This window comes from Leisingera sp. ANG59 (genome assembly GCF_013317235.1).
GTDB lineage: Bacteria > Pseudomonadota > Alphaproteobacteria > Rhodobacterales > Rhodobacteraceae > Leisingera.
The window spans coordinates 120,753-138,897 of record NZ_WLCM01000008.1 but is presented as its reverse complement, the minus strand read 5'-3'; the positions used below and the strand labels follow the sequence as shown (position 1 = coordinate 138,897).

The 18,145-nt window shown below is 64.4% G+C and carries 16 protein-coding genes; 12 read left to right on the top strand and 4 right to left on the bottom strand.

From position 1 onward, the window contains the following. The first annotated feature begins 61 nt into the window (after nt 1–61). The 4 genes from GKC28_RS09990 to GKC28_RS09975 all read left to right on the top strand — a co-directional run bounded on the left by GKC28_RS09990 (nt 62) and on the right by GKC28_RS09975 (nt 3,785). On the top strand, nt 62–664 hold the full coding sequence (locus GKC28_RS09990) for a LysE/ArgO family amino acid transporter (protein WP_174146756.1): 603 nt from the start codon (nt 62–64) through the stop codon (nt 662–664). Between the two features lie 84 nt (nt 665–748). After that, nucleotides 749–1,681 (top strand): pirin family protein, encoded by a 933-nt coding sequence (locus GKC28_RS09985; protein ID WP_174146755.1) that lies wholly within the window; start codon nt 749–751, stop codon nt 1,679–1,681. 94 nt (nt 1,682–1,775) lie between these two features. After that, nucleotides 1,776–2,696, top strand: a complete 921-nt coding sequence (locus tag GKC28_RS09980; RefSeq protein ID WP_254604198.1) for a DMT family transporter — start codon at nt 1,776–1,778, stop codon at nt 2,694–2,696. A gap of 66 nt (nt 2,697–2,762) precedes the next feature. After that, nucleotides 2,763–3,785: a DUF1036 domain-containing protein gene (locus GKC28_RS09975; RefSeq protein WP_254604197.1), complete on the top strand. Its 1,023-nt coding sequence runs from the start codon at nt 2,763–2,765 to the stop codon at nt 3,783–3,785. A gap of 39 nt (nt 3,786–3,824) precedes the next feature. Here GKC28_RS09975 and betI read toward each other — a convergent pair whose 3' ends face one another. Further along, nucleotides 3,825–4,400: a transcriptional regulator BetI gene (gene betI, locus GKC28_RS09970; protein WP_174146754.1), complete on the bottom strand. Its 576-nt coding sequence runs from the start codon at nt 4,398–4,400 to the stop codon at nt 3,825–3,827. A 159-nt stretch (nt 4,401–4,559) separates the two neighbouring features. Between betI and GKC28_RS09965 the strand changes: the two genes are divergently transcribed. The 5 genes from GKC28_RS09965 (at nt 4,560) to GKC28_RS09945 (ending at nt 10,256) form a co-directional block, all read left to right on the top strand. Beyond that, entirely contained in the window at nt 4,560–5,768 is a 1,209-nt protein-coding gene (locus GKC28_RS09965; protein WP_174146753.1) for a BCCT family transporter, read from the top strand. Nucleotides 5,769–6,063: 295 nt separating this feature from the next. Further along, nucleotides 6,064–7,521, top strand: coding sequence for a betaine-aldehyde dehydrogenase (gene betB, locus GKC28_RS09960; protein ID WP_174146752.1), 1,458 nt, complete (start codon nt 6,064–6,066; stop codon nt 7,519–7,521). A gap of 103 nt (nt 7,522–7,624) precedes the next feature. Further along, nucleotides 7,625–9,280 (top strand): choline dehydrogenase, encoded by a 1,656-nt coding sequence (gene betA / locus GKC28_RS09955; protein WP_174146751.1) that lies wholly within the window; start codon nt 7,625–7,627, stop codon nt 9,278–9,280. A gap of 173 nt (nt 9,281–9,453) precedes the next feature. After that, entirely contained in the window at nt 9,454–9,693 is a 240-nt protein-coding gene (locus tag GKC28_RS09950; RefSeq protein ID WP_174146750.1) for a YdcH family protein, read from the top strand. A gap of 302 nt (nt 9,694–9,995) precedes the next feature. Beyond that, nucleotides 9,996–10,256: a hypothetical protein gene (locus GKC28_RS09945; RefSeq protein WP_174146749.1), complete on the top strand. Its 261-nt coding sequence runs from the start codon at nt 9,996–9,998 to the stop codon at nt 10,254–10,256. Nucleotides 10,257–10,287: 31 nt separating this feature from the next. On the opposite strand, the gene GKC28_RS09940 is transcribed toward GKC28_RS09945, so the two are convergent. Together GKC28_RS09940 and GKC28_RS09935 are read right to left on the bottom strand one after the other, a co-directional pair. Beyond that, nucleotides 10,288–11,676 (bottom strand): short-chain fatty acyl-CoA regulator family protein, encoded by a 1,389-nt coding sequence (locus tag GKC28_RS09940; RefSeq protein ID WP_174146748.1) that lies wholly within the window; start codon nt 11,674–11,676, stop codon nt 10,288–10,290. A gap of 75 nt (nt 11,677–11,751) precedes the next feature. Continuing rightward, complete coding sequence (locus GKC28_RS09935) at nt 11,752–12,963, bottom strand: multidrug effflux MFS transporter (protein WP_174146747.1); 1,212 nt, start codon at nt 12,961–12,963, stop codon at nt 11,752–11,754. 176 nt (nt 12,964–13,139) lie between these two features. Between GKC28_RS09935 and GKC28_RS09930 the strand changes: the two genes are divergently transcribed. From GKC28_RS09930 to GKC28_RS09920, 3 genes are read left to right on the top strand one after another with little or no spacing between them, the layout of a single operon-like run. Beyond that, complete coding sequence (locus GKC28_RS09930; RefSeq protein WP_174146746.1) at nt 13,140–15,914, top strand: hypothetical protein; 2,775 nt, start codon at nt 13,140–13,142, stop codon at nt 15,912–15,914. Further along, nucleotides 15,911–16,288: a hypothetical protein gene (locus GKC28_RS09925; RefSeq protein WP_174146745.1), complete on the top strand. Its 378-nt coding sequence runs from the start codon at nt 15,911–15,913 to the stop codon at nt 16,286–16,288. Before GKC28_RS09930 ends, GKC28_RS09925 begins: the two co-directional genes overlap by 4 nt. Nucleotides 16,289–16,297: 9 nt before the next feature. After that, on the top strand, nt 16,298–17,506 hold the full coding sequence (locus tag GKC28_RS09920) for a hypothetical protein (RefSeq protein ID WP_174146744.1): 1,209 nt from the start codon (nt 16,298–16,300) through the stop codon (nt 17,504–17,506). Nucleotides 17,507–17,533: 27 nt separating this feature from the next. Here the strand turns inward: GKC28_RS09920 and GKC28_RS09915 are convergent, their stop codons facing one another. After that, the gene (locus GKC28_RS09915; RefSeq protein ID WP_174146743.1) at nt 17,534–18,118 is read right to left on the bottom strand and encodes a hypothetical protein; all 585 of its coding nucleotides are present in this window, start codon (nt 18,116–18,118) and stop codon (nt 17,534–17,536) included. Nucleotides 18,119–18,145 lie beyond the last annotated feature (27 nt).

The window sequence follows — 18,145 nt, the reverse complement described above, 5'->3', positions numbered from 1 at the left end:
TTAACTGGATTAAAGGCGCGGCGGCCGCTAGTCAAATCCCAGCACAACGATGGAGACAGCAATGCCCCCCAGCCTGATTGCCGGATTTGCCCTGGGCCTCAGCCTGATCATGGCGATCGGCGCCCAGAACGCCTTTGTCCTGCGCCAGGGGCTGCGGCGCCAGCATGTGTTCTGGATCTGCCTGACCTGCGCGGGGTCCGACGCGGTGCTGATCACCGCGGGCGTCTTCGGCTTCGGAACCCTGGCCGTGGCGCTGCCCTGGTTCGAACAGGCGATGCGCTGGGGCGGCGCGGCCTTCCTGGTCTGGTACGGCGCCCGCGCCCTGCGCGCCGCCTGGCAGGGCGGGGAGGCGCTGGAGGCCGCGCAGGAGGGCGCAGGCGCGGCGCTGTTGCCGGTGCTGGCCACCGTGCTGGCGCTCACCTGGCTCAATCCGCATGTCTACCTGGACACCGTGGTGCTCTTGGGCTCGATCTCCGCCCAGTATCCCGAACCGCTGGTCTTCGCCGCCGGGGCCGCCATCGCCAGCTTCACCTTCTTCTTCACCCTCGGCTATGGCGCCAGCCTGCTGGCTCCGGTCTTTGCCCGCCCGCGTGCCTGGCAGGTGCTCGATGCCATCGTCGGCCTCACCATGTGGGCGATTGCCGCCAAACTGCTGCTGATGTGACGAACAGCGCTTGTGCGCAGGCAGGCCTATCGCCTGCGCAGAAATGCCCTACCTTTCCCCCATGACAGCAGACAGGAGGGAAGGATGAGCTGGAATCCGGCACTGGAACCGCAATGCCCCGATGCGGGCAGCCTCGACGCCATCGAGACGGTGATCATTCCGCGCGCCCGCGACCTCGGCGGCTTTGAGGTCCGCCGCGCGCTGCCCGCGCCGCGCCGCCAGATGGTCGGGCCGTTCATCTTCTTCGATCAGGCGGGGCCAGCCGAATTCCTGACCGGCCAGGGCATCGATGTGCGCCCGCATCCCCATATCGGCCTCGGCACGGTCACCTATCTCTATCAGGGCGAGTTCGAGCACCGCGACTCCCTCGGCACCCACCAGATGATCTACCCGGGCGAGGTGAACTGGATGGTGGCAGGCCAGGGCGTCACCCACTCTGAGCGCACCTCTGCCGCCACCCGCCAGGGCAAAAGCAGCCTGTTCGGCATCCAGACCTGGATCGCGCTGCCGGACAGCCACGAGGACGTGCCCGCCGCCTTTGAGCACCACGGCAAGGAGGCGCTGCCGGTGCTGGAGGGCGAGGGCAAGACCGTGCGCCTGATCCTTGGCAGCGCCTGGGGTGAGAAAGCCCCCGCAACCCTTTATTCCGAAACCTTTTATGCCGATGTGGTGCTGCATCCGGGCGCCAAGCTGCCGCTGCCTTCCGACCACGAGGACCGCGGGCTCTATGTCACGCAAGGCTCGGTGGAGATCGCTGGCGAGACCTTTGACGCGGGCCGCATGATGGTGTTCCGCCCCGGCGACGAGATCACCGTGACCGCGGGTGCTGAGGGCGCCCGGCTGATGGCGCTGGGCGGCGAAACGCTGAACGGGCCGCGCTACATCTGGTGGAACTTCGTCGCCTCCTCCCGCGACCGGATCGAGGCCGCCAAGGCATCCTGGGCCGCGGGGGACTGGCAGCATGGCCGCTTTCAGCTGCCGCCGGGCGATGATCAGGAGTTCACCCCGCTGCCGTGACGCCGCAGCGTTTCCGGGCAGAAAGCTGCCCGCCTGGAAATAATTCACATGTGAACTCTTGTGCCGCCGCCCGAACGGGTGTTCTGTGACCGTCATGAGCCAGACCGCCGCCCCCGTCCAGCACACGCAGAACCCGCTCAAGGGCGTGTTCTGGATGGTGGTGACCGGCCTCTGCTTCGTGGCGGTGACGGCGCTGGTCAAATCGCTCGGCACCCGCATCCCGCCCGCCGAAAGCGCCTTTCTGCGCTATCTGCTGGGGCTGGTGTTCCTGATCCCGATGGCCGGCGCGCTGCGCAATGCGCATTTGACCCCGCGGCTCTGGGCGCTGTTCGCCGGCCGCGGCGTGGTGCATACCGCCGGGGTGATCCTGTGGTTCTACGCCATGACCCAGATCCCGCTGGCGGAGGTCACGGCGATGAATTACCTGTCGCCGGTCTATGTGACCCTCGGTGCGGCGCTGTTCCTGGGCGAGAAACTGGCCTTCCGCCGCATCACCGCCATCGCCGTGGCCTTGATCGGCGCGATGATCATCCTGCGCCCCGGCTTCCGCGAAGTCTCGCCCGGCCATATCGCCATGCTGTTCACTGCGGTCTCCTTCGGTGCGTCCTACCTGATTGCCAAATTCACCGTCGGCAGCAACAGCCCCGCTGTGGTCGTGGGGATGCTCTCGATCTTCGTCACCATCGGCCTCGCGCCCTTCGCCCTGGCGGCCTGGGTCACGCCGACCCTGGCAGAGACCGCGATCCTGTTCGGGGTCGCCTGCTTTGCCACCGCGGGCCATTACACCATGACACTGGCCTTTGCCGCAGCGCCCGTGGCGGTCACCCAGCCGGTCACCTTCCTGCAGCTGGTCTGGGCCACCCTCTTGGGCGCGCTGGCCTTTGGCGAGCCCGCCGACATCTGGGTGATTTCCGGCGGCGGCCTGATCCTGGCGGCGGTCAGCTTCATCTCCTGGCGTGAAGCAATGATAAAAAAGAGGGGCCTTTCATCTTCTGGTAACGCGGCCGGCGTTTGATCGTCCTATGGACGTTACAGGTGCTGGGTAACCTCCTGTGCTTACGGATAATTGCGGGGGTGGAGAATGATGAAATGCCTTTGGCTGCCTGCCCTGGTTCTGGCAGCCCTCTTTGACGACACGGCAGCCCGGGCCGGGATCCGTATCTGCAACGATACGGAGGCTCTGCATCACCTGGCCGTCACCTTGCACACCGGCGGCCGCTGGGTTGCAGAGGGCTGGCAGCCGCTGCGTCCCGGCGATTGCGCGGAACCGGTGCCGCAGGAGTATCCTCGCAGCTACTTCTACTTCCGCGCCGAAAGCCCCGGTTACAGCTTCCGCGACGACAGTGTCCGGTTCTGCACCGCACCTGGCCGCTTCCGGATCCAGCATGGCGCGGAATGTGTGCATCGCGATCATGCCAGGCAGGGGTTTGCCAAGTCGGCCTTTGGCACAGAAAATCGGACGATCCAGCTCAGCCGCTACTCTCACCCCGCAAGCGGCAGAGCGGCGAAAGCGGCGGCGCGGGAAATCCTCCGCGAGGCGGCAGACAGGGAGCAGTATTCGGTGGACGTGGTCTTTCAGGGCTGCAAGCAGCAGGAGGCAATGGAAACTGTCACCTGCAGATTTGTTGGCAGTGGCATGGAATTCGGCGCCGAGGGGAGGGTCGAGATGTCTGATCCGGTCTTCACCTATCTGCTGGGGCTGCTGCAGGGCGCCCCGTTAGCGATTGACGGCGAGGTGATTACCCATTTCGGCAACTCTGGCGAGCTGGAATTGCACAGTGTCACCCCGCGCGCACCGAACCGGTTCGACCGGATTCTGCAGCAGATGCAGGGCGAATGGATGTCCGAGCGGAATCCGATGGACCGGTTCACAATTTCCGGTGCCGTGCGCCAGCTCAGCTACGACGGAATGGAGCTGCCCCCGGAGTTTATCGCGGTGCAGGGCAGCTGCCACGCCACCGAAGGGGAGGGCGAATACCTGATGGCCTGGGACAGCGTTAATGGAACCAGCCTGTGTTACCAGATCAATTCCTTGACCGATGAGAATTTGACACTGATCTACCTGCCGCACGGCACCCGGCTGGACTACTGGCGGCTGAATTAGGGGCTGGGCGCCGGGGGTGCGGCCTTGCGGGCCATTACCTCAGGGGATCACGAGATCCACCACACGGTGCGCCGCGGCGCGGGCATCCTCCGGGTCCAGTGCTTCTTCTGACTGGGCCGCCTGCAGCCAGACCCCGTCCATGTAGCACTGCAGCGCCTGGCGCGCGGTCTCCACCCGATCCGCCGGCAGCAGCGCCCGCAGCTCGGCCAGGAAATGGCTGCGCACCCGGGCCCGGTTGATTCGGTGCAGGCGGCTCAGACGCGGTGAATAGGGGGCATTGGCCCAGAACTGCATCCAGATACTGCACTGGGGAACGGTGAACAGACCGTCGGCAAAATTCGCATCCATCACCGCATACAAGCGCTCGCGCGGGGTGCTGGCGGTTGCGTAACCTTCGCTCATTGCGCGGCGCAGCTTGCCCAGAAGATGCAGCATGGTGGCTTCCATCAGCCCTTCCTTGGAGCCGAAATAGTAGTTGATGGAGGCCGCCGACGCCCCGGCCTCCCGCGCGATTTCCGCCATGGTTACAACACCGTAGCCGCGCTTGTGCACGGCAACGATGGTGGCTTCGATCAGCTCTTCGTTGCGGATGTCCCGGATGCGTTTCCTGCTCATGATTAAGTTGTGCGGCAATTGGAGCCGCGTTTCAACTGTTGTTCGCGCGAATTCGAATCTTGAACGGCTGTTTAAAAAACTGTTTGGCGCTTCAGTCGGCTGTGATATGTACTTCTCCCATGTCTGAGGGCGGAAACCGCCCGGAAATGGGAGGGACATATGACTTCAATCATCTCGTTCGGGATTCTGCTGGCCTTTGCGCTGGTGGCGTTCTGCGTGATCAAGTGGTGGAACGTCCGCAACGTCGGCGTGACCCCCGTTCACCTTTTCACCTTCATCGCCATTCTGTTCACCTCCGGTCTGGACGTGGGCCTGATCATGTTCCCGCTGGCCTGGGACTTCCCGCTTTATGCGGACACCGCCGCGGAACCGGCCTATGGCTTCACCAACCCGCTGGCACTGGAGTTCGGCTTCTGGGGCTTCCTGATCTGGGGCTTCTACTTCCTGACGACCTTCTATTTCTGCGTCATCGAGCCGCGGGTGAAGTTCTTTGAGATCCCGCTGGTGAAATGGATCAACAACATCGTGATCATCGGCACCTGCGCCTTCACCGGCGCGCTGTTCCTGATCTACCTGCCGTATTACGCCACCTTCATGGGCGACGGCGAGACGGTGATCCCGGCGTTCTATGTCATCACCTTCCTGGTGATTCTGTTTGCCGCCTTCTCCTCCACCGACATCAAATACGTCCGCATCCTGTCGGTCGGCTCCACGGTGCTGTTCATGGCGCTGATCCTGGGCATGTGGGCCTATGCCGGCATGGGCCTGGGCGCCTTCGCGGACACCGCATCGAACATCGGCGGCTACTTCGCCAACATCCACAAGTTCATCCTGCCGCTGACCGACTATCATGAGTTCTACCTGTTCTGGTGGTTCGCATGGTCGATCATGATCGGCCAGTTCACTTCCCGCTTTGTCGGCGGCCTGCGCACCTGGCAGGTTCTGGCAGCGCTGCTGATCTTCCCGTCGATCCCGCTGGGTGTGTGGTTCTCGGTGCTGTACTATTACCACCTGAACAGCATCGAAACGACGCTGCTGATCAACGTCTCCATGGTGGCGGTGGGCATCATCTTCGTGGTCAACTCCTTTGACTCGCTGATCCGCCTCTACACCGACAACCTGAACCTGACGGCCAAGCGTTTCGGCACCATCCCTTACGTGCTCGGCAACGCGGTTGTGCTCTTCGGCCTGACCCTGGCCTTCCAGAGCCAGTGGCTGCAGATCCAGTGGATCGGCACCATCGTGATCGCCATCTATGTGGCCTGCCTGGCCTACATCCTGGCCTTCAAGCGCAGCGAAGTGATGAGCATTGACGCCTCGCCTGAGGAAAACACGCTCGACTTCGAGAAGATCAAGACAGCCCACTAAGGGCGGTCTCCCGGCTGGCCCCCAAGTTTCCCCGAATGAGGGGACCAGCCTCCAACTGCCTGGCAGCGCCTTCTGGCCTGCCAGGCGCCTTTGCACACCGCCGTCTCCGCGGAGGTCTGCGACAAGCGGCTCCAGCCTCAGGCACCTGACAGCCGTTTCTCCCGGACGCTCCTGCCAATTGGCAGACCGGCCCGCAACCGAACCCGCTGGCAGCACCCTCTGCCAGTCATATGCAGACCCCGTAATTGCTGCCCCGGCAGCACTGAAACCCTTGAACAGATCGGACAAGAGTATCATGACCCACCCCGCCCAGCCCAAGGCCAGCCACTTCATCAATGGCGAATACGTCGAAGACACCACTGGCACCCCGATCCCGGTGATTTACGCCGCCACGGGTGAGCAGATCGCCACTGTCTACGCAGCCACTCCGGCGATTGTCGATCAGGCGCTGTCCACAGCCAAGGAAGCGCAAAAGGCATGGGCCAAGATGACCGGCACCGAACGCGGCCGCATCCTGCGCCGCGCCGCCGACATCATGCGCGAGCGCAACCACGAACTGTCGGTGCTGGAAACCTACGACACCGGCAAACCGCTGCAGGAAACCCTGGTCGCCGACGCCACCTCCGGCGCCGACGCGCTGGAATACTTCGGCGGCCTGGCAGGCTCCCTGACCGGCGAGCACATCCCGATGGGCGAGGACTGGGTTTACACCGTGCGCGAGGCGCTTGGCCTGTGTGTGGGCATCGGCGCCTGGAACTACCCGACCCAGATCGCCTGCTGGAAAGGCGCGCCTGCGCTGGCCTGCGGCAACTCGATGGTGTTCAAACCGTCCGAGACCACGCCGCTCTGTGCCCTGAAAGTTGCAGAGATCCTGCACGAGGCGGGCGCCCCCGCCGGTATCTACAACGTCATCCAGGGCATGGGCGAAGTCGGCGGCGCGCTGGTTACCGACCCGCGTGTTGACAAGGTCTCGCTGACCGGCTCGGTGCCGACCGGCAAGAAGGTCTATGCCGCCGCCGCGGCAGGCATGAAGCACGTCACCATGGAGCTGGGCGGCAAGTCGCCGCTGATCATCTTTGATGACGCCGACATCGACAACGCCGTCGGCGGCGCCATCAACGGCAACTTCTACTCCTCCGGCCAGGTGTGTTCGAACGGTACCCGCGTGTTCGTGCAGAAAGGCATCAAGGAGAAATTCCTGGCCCGCCTCGCGGAGCGCACCGGCAATGCCATCCTGGGCGACCCGATGGATGAGGCCACCAGCTTTGGCCCGATGGTCACTGAGAACCAGATGAACATCGTGCTGGGCTACATCGAAAAGGGCAAAGTAGAAGGCGCCCGCCTGATCTGCGGCGGCAACCGTGCCGACATGCCGGGCTACTACATCCAGCCCACCGTCTTTGCCGATGTGACCGACGATATGACCATCGCCCGCGAGGAGATCTTCGGCCCGGTGATGTCCGTCCTCGACTTCGACACCGAGGAAGAGGTGATCGCCCGCGCCAATGACACCGAATTCGGCCTGTCCGCCGGCGTCTTCACCAACGACTTCAGCCGCGCCCACCGGGTGATCGGCCAGCTGGAAGCGGGCAGCTGCTTCATCAACTCCTACAACGACGCCCCGGTTGAGGCGCCGTTTGGCGGCGTGAAGGCGTCTGGCGTTGGCCGCGAGAATTCGAAAGAGGCGATCAAGCACTTCAGCCAGGTGAAATCCGTTTACGTCCGCATGGGTGACGTCGAAGCGGCGTTCTGAGCCGGGCAGCAAGAATGGCAGGCGCCGCCCCGGCGGCCCTGCAGCGAATGAAGGCAGAGCCGGGCAGGCGGGCAGCCCCCGGTCTCAGCGACGGAGAGAAGATATGAACGCGGATTATGTGATTGTCGGGGCCGGGTCAGCCGGCTGTGCCATGGCCTACCGGCTCAGCGAGGCCGGCAAGAAGGTCCTGGTGATCGAACACGGCGGCACTGATGCCGGGCCGTTTATCCAGATGCCGGGCGCGCTCAGCTACCCGATGAACATGCCGCTCTATGACTGGGGCTACAAATCCCAGCCCGAACCGCATCTGGGCGGCCGCGAACTGGTCTGCCCGCGCGGCAAGGTGATCGGCGGCTCCTCCTCGATCAACGGCATGGTCTATGTGCGCGGCCACGCGGGCGACTACAACCACTGGGCCGAAAGCGGCGCTGCGGGCTGGTCCTATGCCGACGTGCTCCCGTACTTCAAGCGCATGGAAACCTGGAACGACCGCGGCCACGGCGGCGACCCGGACTGGCGCGGCAAGGACGGCCCGCTGCACGTGACCCGCGGCCCCCGCGACAACCCGCTGCATGACGCCTTCGTCAAGGCGGGCGAGCAGGCGGGCTACCCGGTCACCTCCGACTACAACGGCGAACAGCAGGAAGGCTTCGGCCCGATGGAGATGACGGTCTACAAGGGCCGCCGCTGGTCTGCCGCCAACGCCTATCTGAAGCCCGCGCTGAAACGTGAAAACTGCGACCTGATCCGCGCCTTCGCCCGCAAGGTGGTGATCGAGAACGGCCGCGCCGTCGGCGTCGAGATCGAACGCGGCGGCAAGGTCGAGGTGATCCGTGCCGGTGCCGAGGTGATCCTGGCGGCGTCCTCGCTGAACTCCCCCAAGATGCTGATGCTGTCCGGCATCGGTCCGGCCAAGCACTTGGCCGAGCACGGCATCGACGTGGTCGCCGACCGCCCCGGCGTCGGCCAGAACCTGCAGGACCACCTGGAATTCTACTTCCAGTTCGCCTGCAAGCAGCCGATCACCCTGTTCAAATACTGGAACCTGCTGGGCAAGGGCCTGGTCGGCGCCCAGTGGATGTTCACCAAGACCGGCCTAGGGGCGTCGAACCAGTTCGAAAGCGCCGCCTTCATCCGCTCCGACAAGGGCGTCGACTACCCGGACATCCAGTACCACTTCCTGCCGATCGCAGTCCGCTACGACGGTCAGGCCGCGGCAGAGGGCCACGGCTTCCAGGCCCACGTCGGCCCGATGCGCTCGCCCTCGCGCGGCGAGGTCACGCTGGCCTCCGCCGATCCCAAGGACGCGCCGAACATCCTGTTCAATTACATGTCAACCGAGCAGGACTGGATCGACTTCCGCAAATGCGTGCGCCTGACGCGCGAGATCTTTGCCCAGGATGCAATGAAGCCGTTCCTCAAGCACGAGATCCAGCCCGGCGCAGACCTGCAGACCGACGACGAAATCGACGGCTTCCTGCGCGAACACGTGGAAAGCGCCTATCACCCCTGCGGCACCTGCAAAATGGGCGCCGTGGAAGACCCGATGTCGGTGGTCGACCCGGAATGCCGCGTCATCGGCGTCGATGGCCTGCGCGTTGCCGACAGCTCGATCTTCCCGCGCATCACCAACGGCAACCTCAACGGCCCCTCGATCATGACCGGCGAGAAGGCCTCCGACCACATCCTGGGCCGCCGCCTGCCGTCCTCCAACGCAGAGCCGTGGTTCAACCCGAACTGGCGCGAAGCGCAACGCTGATCCTGTTGCGCTGCCAGCAAGCCGCCCGCCACCTCCCCTTTGTGCGGGCGGCTTTTTGCTGCCGGAATTTTCCCGAAAATCCGCCCGCTGCGGTCATCTTTTGATCCGCGTCAAAGTGGCCGGGCAGGGCAGGCAATAATCTGCAACCGACCCTAGGAAGAAGGAGCGAGCAGGTGTCCAACACTCCCCATGAACTGGCCGAGGAATTCCCGGAGAAAGCGGCGCTGATGAGCCAGCTGAAACAGTCCGACGCGCATTTCGCCAAGCTGTCGGATGACTACCACGCGGTGAACCGCGCCGTGCACCGGGCGGAAACCAATGTGGAGCCGGTCAGCGCACAGGCCGAGACCGAAATGCGCAAACAGCGCGCTGCGCTCAAGGATGAGATCTGGGGGATCCTGTCCAAGGCGTGATGCCGCCGGACGGCGCAACGGAGAAGGGGTGCTTGCGGCGCCCCTTTTTTACATCCGGCACAAGGGCCTTCCCTTGCGCGGAGCGGCGGCCCGGGGATTCGCGACCGCCGCATTGATCCTGAACCGGCAACAGTGCCGAACCGCCCGGCCAACTGTTGATGATTTTCTTCCCGGAACGGGGTAATTTGGATGAATTTAAGGCAAATTCGTCAAAATTGTGACCGGGTGCACTATCTACAGACTACAGCCTGAATTTGTCCTCAGGCCAAAGGGTGCAGCGTAGTGTTCGAAGGAGTAACCCGATGGGACAGATCTATCAGCCTGGGCGCTGGCAGGAGATCGAAGGGGTGCCGTCAGAGGCCACCGATGCCGAAATCCTGGCAGCGGTGCGGAATGTGATCCGGGCGGAAACAGCGGTCCCTGCGCAGCAGGAGCAGCCTGCGCCCGGCCGCGCGCGCCAGTGGCAGCCGGCCCCGGCGGACCAGCCCAAACAGCCGACCCAAGCAGCCGCCAAGGCGGAACGCGCGCTGATGGCCCGCCTGCTGGCCCGTCTGCGCGGCTGATTGCAGCGCTCCGCTCTGCGGCACGGCAGCCTCAGCTTACCTCATATGGCAGCACGCCGCGCTGGTCGGTGTTGATGGTCAGCCGCCGTTCCAGCGGCGGCACCGAGCGCTGGTGGCAGTCCTTTCTCTCACAGATCCGGCAGGAGATGCCGATCGGCTCATAAGCGTTGTCCTGGCTCACATCCAACCCGTCGGCATAGACCAGCGCGTCCGCGTGGCGCACCTCGCACCCCAGCGCAATCGCATAGCGCCGCACCGGCGCGCCGAAGGAGCCGCCGGGCTTGGACACATCCCGCGCCAGCGAGATATAGCGCACCCCGTCCGGCGTCTCCGCCAGCTGGCGCAGGAAGCGTCCCGGGGTCTCAAACGCCCGGTGCACGTTCCACAGCGGGCAGGCGCCGCCGAAACGGGCAAACTGCAGCCGCGTGGCCGAGTGCCGCTTGGTGATGGTGCCCGCCTGATCCACCCGCACAAAGAAGAACGGCACCCCCTTGGCGCCGGGCCGCTGCATGGTCGACAGCCGGTGCGCGATCTGCTCGATCGAGGCGCCGAAGCGGATCGCCAGCAGCTCCAGGTCGTGGCGGCAGGCCTGCGCCGCTTCCAGGAACCGTGTATAGGGCATCAGCGCCGCGCCCGCGAAGTAGTTGGCCAGGCCGATCTTGGCGATGGCGCGGGCTTCCTCGCTCTGGAACTTTGCAAAATCGAGGGTCGCTTCCAGCAAGGTGTTCTGCCGCAAAAGCGCCACCTGCAGCAGCATCTGGAACAGCTGCGTCTGCGGCGCGGAGCGGTTCGACAGATGCAGCACCTGCGCCTCCGCATCATAGTGGCGCAAACCTTCCATCTCGGTCTGCCGCACGGTGATGCCGCCGCGCTCCAGCTCGGCCACCGCTGCAGCGCGGATGTCATTGGTGGCGGCGAAGCGTTCGGCCGCATGGTCCACCGCGTCGATGTAGTTGTCGCAGTAATGGAAGAAATCGCGCACCTCTTCCCAGGGGCTCGCCTGAATGCGCGCATCCTCCCGCCCCAGCGCCTCATCCAGCGAGGCAAGCCGCTCATGGGTCTGCCGGTAGGCCCGGTGCAGCGCCAGAAACGCCCGCGCCAGCGCCGGGGCGTTCGACGCCGTCAGCCGCAGGTCCGCCAGCGGCGGTGCGTCATCGGCAAACACCGGGTCCGCCATTGCCTCGCGCATGTCACTGACCAGCCGCTCGCTGTCGCCCGCGCTCAGCTCGGTCACATCCATGCCGAATTCCTGCGCCAGTGCCAGAACCACCGTGGTCGACACCGGGCGGTTGTTGTTCTCCATCTGGTTCAGATAGGGCAGGGAAACGCCCAGCTTGGCGGCGAAATCCTTCTGCGTCAGCTCCAGCCGCTGCCGCATCTCGCGCAGCTTGGCGCCGGCGTAAAGTTTCTGAGTGGCCATGGGGCATGCCTTTGCAAATTCAATTCCTGCGAAGCGTATAATTGCAAAGGCTGCCCCGCAAGCTTGTGGCGGGGCTTATGCGCGGATCTGCCGCTCCCGCCAGACCACCAGCAGGATCGCCACCAGCCCGCACGTGGCGGTGCCGAACATGATCGCCAGCAGCGGCACCGCGGTGGACCCTGGCACCAGCAGCATCCCCGCAAAGGCGCTGAGCGCGGCGCCCGCGCCGATCATGATGGCGCCGCTGAGGCCGGAGGCGGTGCCCGCCAGATGCGGCCGCACCGAAATCGCGCCTGCGGTGGCATTGGGGATCGCCATGCCGTTGCCCAGCCCGACAAAGCACATCAGGCCGAAGAAGGTGATCACGCTGTCCGCGCCCGCCATTGCGATCAGCAGCGACAGCAGCACCCCGCCGCCATTGATGATGCAGCCCCACAGCACCATGCGGTTGACCCCCAGCCGGGTGGAATAGCGGCCGGAGACGAAGTTGCCGGCAAAATACCCCACCGCAGGCGCGGAGAACCAGACCCCCAGCTCTGCGGTGCTCAGGCCATAGACCTCGGTGCCGACAAAAGGCGCGCCGCCCAGATAGGCAAAGAAGGCGCCGGAGGCCAGGCCGGACGACAGCGAGTAGCCCCAGAAGCGCGGCGAACTCAACAGCTCCGGGTATTCGCGGAACTGCGCCACCAGCGTCTTGCCGCTCTTGTGCGCGGTCTCGCCGAAATCGGTGAAGGTGATCAGCAGCGTCGCTGCGCCGACCAGGAACAGCAGCCAGAAGTTGGCGGTCCAGCCCATCCACTGGTCCAGGAAGCCGCCGATTGCCGGGCCGATCATCGGCACCACCGCCATGCCCATGGTGACATAGCCGATCATGCTGGCGGCCTCGTTGGTGTCATACATGTCGCGCACCGCGGCGCGGCTCAGCACCATGGTTGCGGCCACCGCTGTCTGCGCCACCCGGAACATCAGGAACAGCTCCGCCGTCGGCGCATAGATGCAGCCCAGCGTGGCCAGCAGGAACAGCACGATGCTGCCCAGGATCACCGGCCGCCGCCCCATCTGGTCGGAAACCGGCCCGACAAAGATCTGCACCACCGCATTGCCCGCCAAGTACAGCGCCACCGACAGCTGCATTACCCGGTAGTCGACCGCGTAATACTCTGCCATCCCCGCCAGCGACGGCAGATGCAGGTTCATGCCAAGCGCCGACAGGCCTGCCAGCAGGATCAGGGTGAAGATGCGCGGAGGCGTCCGCTGGCCCGGGGCCCGGGTATCATATGTGGACATACCATCCGGTTAGAGCAGTCGGCCGGGGTTGTCCATCTGCCGCATGTGCAGCGGTGCACAGGTGTGACGCCGCGTCAGAAGACTCTTGCCTGCAAAACAATGCGCCGCCTATGCTGGGGCAGAACTGCATTTTTTCTTGTTTTTCAGTCCCGTCTTATTTGCTGCCGAGGTGATCCATGGCCAATGCCCCCGATCCGCTTGCCAACAACCCTGCCATCCGGCTCTGGGCCGAACGTTTCTATGACGCCAAGGCGTGGGAGATGCCGGACATGCCGGACGCCGGCGGCGCGGCGCTGGAGGAGCGGCGCACCGCGGCGCTGGCAGAACTGAACAAGATCACCGTTCCGGCTGCGCTCAGCTCCGGCGCCCGGCGCAGCCTGGCAGGCGGGCGCAAGGCGCTGAAAAAGCAAATCCTCAGCGCGGACGCGGCGGAGGCCTTCGATCAGATCGACAGCGGCATTCAGGAGCTGAAAGACCAGATCACTGCTCAGCTGGCAATTGCCGCCGCCCGTGAGAAGGCGCAGGCCGCGCTCGCTGCGGCAGAGGAAAAATTCGCCAAGGAGCGCGACAGCCTGGACCAGGGTGCCTTCACCTATCTCGAAACCCTGATCAAAACCGCGCTAAAGGCCATGGCTGCCGCCGTCTCCGACACTCAATTCGAAGCGGTGGAGGCGCAGGCCAAGGACATCTCCGCCAAGGCGGACGGCGCCAAGGCCTATGGCGTTTTCTTCGACAACTGGACCCGTGCCACGCTCCTGCTGATCAAGCCGATGGGGGATCCGGACAAGGAAACCGCCTCCACGGCGCGCGCGGCGCAGATGGAGGCGGCGGCCGCGCTCTCGAAGACGGGGGATTTCAATGGTGCCAAGGCGGCGCTGGAGGTCTGGAAAAGCAACCTTGATACCGAGGGCCACCTGGCGGCCGCGGTCAGCTTCGATGCCCTTCTGTGTGATTACGAAGCCAATCACCACAAGCGCTGCCAGAACATCCTCAGCAGCCAGCTGCGTGATGCCAGGGATTTCCGCGATCACCTGAAGGACGCCAAGAAATTGGCCTATACCGACAGCAAGTTCCCGGAGGCGGAGGCCAAGCTGAACGCCCTCATCGCCTATGGCACCAGGGAGCGCGCGGCGCTGGCCAAGTTCCTGCGCGGCTTCGACATGTCGATGATGACCGATGCCGAGTTCCGCAAGGCCGTGCTGGCCGCCCAGACCAAACAGGCCGCTGCCGGCGACAATGACCCCAAGAAGGCGCTCAAGGATCTGAAATCCTGGGTCAAGGCGCATCCCGCGATCATGGGGCAGAGCTATTCGACCCAGATCCTTAAGGCACTGCAGAAACGCTATGACGCGCTGAAGCAGGTGCTGAAGGAGCCGGAGCTGAGCGACCTCAACGCCACCTGGGATGCGCATCGGGTGCTGGCTGAGGCCGGCAATTTCGACATGGACGCCGGCGCGCCGCAGCATCACGCAAAACTCGATCAGCTGTTCAAGCTGGAAGCCATCACCGACAGCCGCCGCGAAATGGACACGATCCTGCGCCGGCACCCGGCGGCTGAGGGGTATAATTTCCACAAGCCGGTGACCGATGCCCTGGCCGGGGGGAACTATCCGGCGGCGGTTGCCGCCGCGCCAGGCGCGCTGGAGAAACTGCAGCTGATGCCGGATTACCTTGCCCTGCGCCAGACCGCCCAAGACCTGCTGTCCACGCTGCCCGTCGATCCGGCAAACCTGCGCAGCACGCTGGAGGGCGCGATCCAGGCGGCTGAACTTACCGCCCGCGGCGGCGATCCGGCCAAGGCCACGGCGGATCTGCGGGGTGTGCTGAACCGCACCGACTATCTGGATCTGGTGCTGGCGATGTCCGACTACCGCGCCAAGCTCGCCAACGTCCAAAAAGAGCACACCCGGACCAAGAAATACCTCAAGCTGGCTGAGGCTGAAAGCGCGCTGGATGCCTCGCTGAAAACCGCCACGGACCGGGCTGATGATGACGGCGAATTCAGCGACGCCTTCCTGCTGCTCGATGCGCACTTGACGCTTCTGAAGCAGGCCAAGCCGATGGCCACCGCCCGCTATCAGGTTCAGGGCATCCTGAAGGCGCTGCAGCGCGCGGGCACCGGATCAGACAAGCTGGATCCCTTCGAGGTCCGTATCGCCGCCGCAGAAGGGGAGGCCAAGAAGCCGGACTTTGCCAAGGCTAAGACTGATTTTGACAGCATCCGCACTGATCTCGGCGCGCTTTGCGCCAGTGTGGCGATGGATTGCGAGGCCGCGGATGGCGCGGACAGCAATGCGGGCCACTCGCTGGACCGCCACGGCCCGGACGTCACCGACGAGGACCTGATTACCCGCCTGAAGACCGGCAAGCCGCCCAATGCGCACTCGGACGATGAGCGCTCCTATACCGGTGCCTCGTCCAAGTTCCACAGTCCGCAGGATTGGCTTGCGGGGCGCGAACTGGCCGCGCAGGCGGCTCTGGCCAAGGGCATTGACATCACGGTGACGGAAATGACCTTCACCGGCGACCCGCTGACCGACCCGGACGAAAACGCCGATTTCACCGTCGAGCACGGCCGCCCGATCGACAAGGCCTACATTGGCCACAAGAAGCATGTGCGCTTGGATGACAGCGGCGAGCCGATCCCCGACAAGACCTATGAAACCTTCGAGGAGATCGAGGGGCTGACCCGCGCCTATGTGAACTTCATCTGGGAGCCGGAGAAGCTGCCTGCCGAAACCACGGACCATCCCGATCCGGGGACGGACCATCCGCAGGAAAAGGCACAGGATAACGCCGATTACGTCGCGAAATACACGGCCCGCCACGGCGCCCCGCCGGCCAGGATCAGGGGCCGCTGGGTGATGATGCAGCAATACCCGGTCGCTGATGGCTGGGACAATGAAACCAAGACCTACACCAATGGCAATCCGGGGAACATGATCCCATGAAAATCCGCAAGGAACTGATTGAAGGCTACACGCGGCTCCTGACCATGGGGCGGGCAGTGAACGCGCCCGATCCGATGGCTGATCTGGCGCAATTCGATGCCGACATCCGCGCCATGCACAAACGCGCCCATAAGGAGGGCAACCTCGATTGGCTGCGCCTGGCGCTGGATGCGCTGATTGCCACCCCGGACGGGCGCATCGGCCAGTTTGCAGGCCAGCAGTACCCGTTTTCCGACCCGGAGCTGGAGGCGCTGTTCCGCCGTGCATACGGCATGATCTGGCCCGGACAGCCGCTGTCAGAGCCCGGCGACGAGGCCGATCTGGAGTTTGTTGAAATGAGCGCAGAGGAGTGGGACGCCTTCACTGGCGCCTAAGGAAATGCAATGTCCGACCAGGCTTTTGACACCGATGCCGTCCTGAAACTCATCAAGAAATCCAAGGCGTCCGGCAAGGAGCTGCCCTTCGCCTTTGGCCTGGGGGCCAAGCCGGAAACCTGCGGGCTGATGATCGACCTGCGCAAGCCCGGCAAGGTGCTGCGCGGAGACCTGAAGAAGATTCCAGGCATCAAGAAAACCTGCTTCGGCACCCTGCGGGTGGAGGAGAACGAGGTCTTCCTGCAGCCCGAAAAACCGCTGAAGGGTATCGTCAAACAGCTGAAGAAGCGGTTCATGAAGGAAGGCATGGTCAAGTTCAAACCTGTCCTCCTCGGTCCAGACGGCAGCATCATCGACGAGGAAACCTTGCCGGATGACGACGCCGAAGATCAGGAAGCCACCGCACCGGCACAGGCGGATGACGGCACTGCCGCCGCCTTGAAGCAGCGCATCGCCGCCGCGGCGGAAGCGGTCAAGGCGCTGGGCAGCCCGGACCTTGCTGGTAAGCTCGCGCCGGAGGTGAAGGCCAGCGCCAAGCTCCTGGGGCAGGGCGACCATGATGGCTGCGCCGTCCGCCTGACCCGGCTGGAGGCGGCGCTGGCCAAACTTCAGGGGCAGTCTGCAAAACCCTCGGCCGATCAGCAGCAGGCAGGCCGCCTCGGCAAGCTTCTTAACGAACAGGCCGCCAGGATCAAAACCCTGCCGTCGGACCAGGCAGCACCTTTGGCTGCCAAGGCCAGGGAGATTGCCGCGCAGCTGAAATCCGGTGCGCTGAGTGAGGCAGCGGCTGGGCTGAAAGCGCTTGCGCAGGCCCTTGACGCACCGGCAGATGTTGAGGCGCCGCAAGAGGATGTGATGGCAATCTGGCAGGCCGCCAAGGAAGAGGCGGACCGCGGCATCTCCGAGCTGCAGGCTGCCCTGCGGTCCCAGAACCACCCGGTACTGGCACAAATCGCCGATGCCGGCCTGGCGGGCGCCACCGACGGCAACCAGACCGCGCTGATGAAGGCTCTGTTCGAAATGAAGTCCGCCACCGGCGAGGCCCGCAAGACAGCCGCTCAGGCGCTACTGGCGCAGGTTGCGGCCTACGGCAAGTTTCTCAAGGGTGATCCGGTGATTGCCCTAGTGGAGGAAAACCCCTTTGGCATCTCCGCCCCCGTCCGGGCGCCGCTGGGCAACGCCCTGCGCCAGATCGCCGGGATTGCCAAGGCCGCCTGATGCGGCGGCCCGGCTTTACGTGTCTGGTCAGTTGATGACCGTGCCGCCAATGCCGACGGTCAGGTTTTCGAACAGCTTGCGGCTCACATTGTTTGCAAAGCCGTCCAGCGTGCGGCGGTAATCTTCCGACGCGGAGGGGGTGGTCATCGCGCCGATCAGGCCGCCCGCACGCAGTTCGTCGGTGAAGCCCTTGACCGTGACGGGAGCCACAAGGGTTTCGCCTTGGGTGGTCTTGAGGGTCACAATGCCTTCAATCTGGCTGCGGCCGCCGACCACGAAGGATTGCCCAGGGGAAACCAGTGCCAGCTTTGTTGGCGTGACAGACAGAACGGCTTTGGTGCCGCCGTTCATGCCGCGGGCCTGAATCTGGCGCGTCAGTGCCGCGTCAAGCTGCTGAATGAACTGCGTTTCAGAGAGCGTGTACTCCCGGCCGGTCCGCACGGTTCCGTCTTCCTTCAGGGGCAGGGAGCCCGGGTTGATTTGTACGTCGACGACGTTGATGTTCGAGCTGACAGTCGGGTCGACCAGAGCGGTGTGCTCTTCACATGCGGCAAGCAGAGCTGCAGAAGCAAGCGCAAGGAAGCTGCGCCGGTTAAAGAAAGCCATATTCAAAGCCCCTTGAGTGTTTTTTCTTTTATG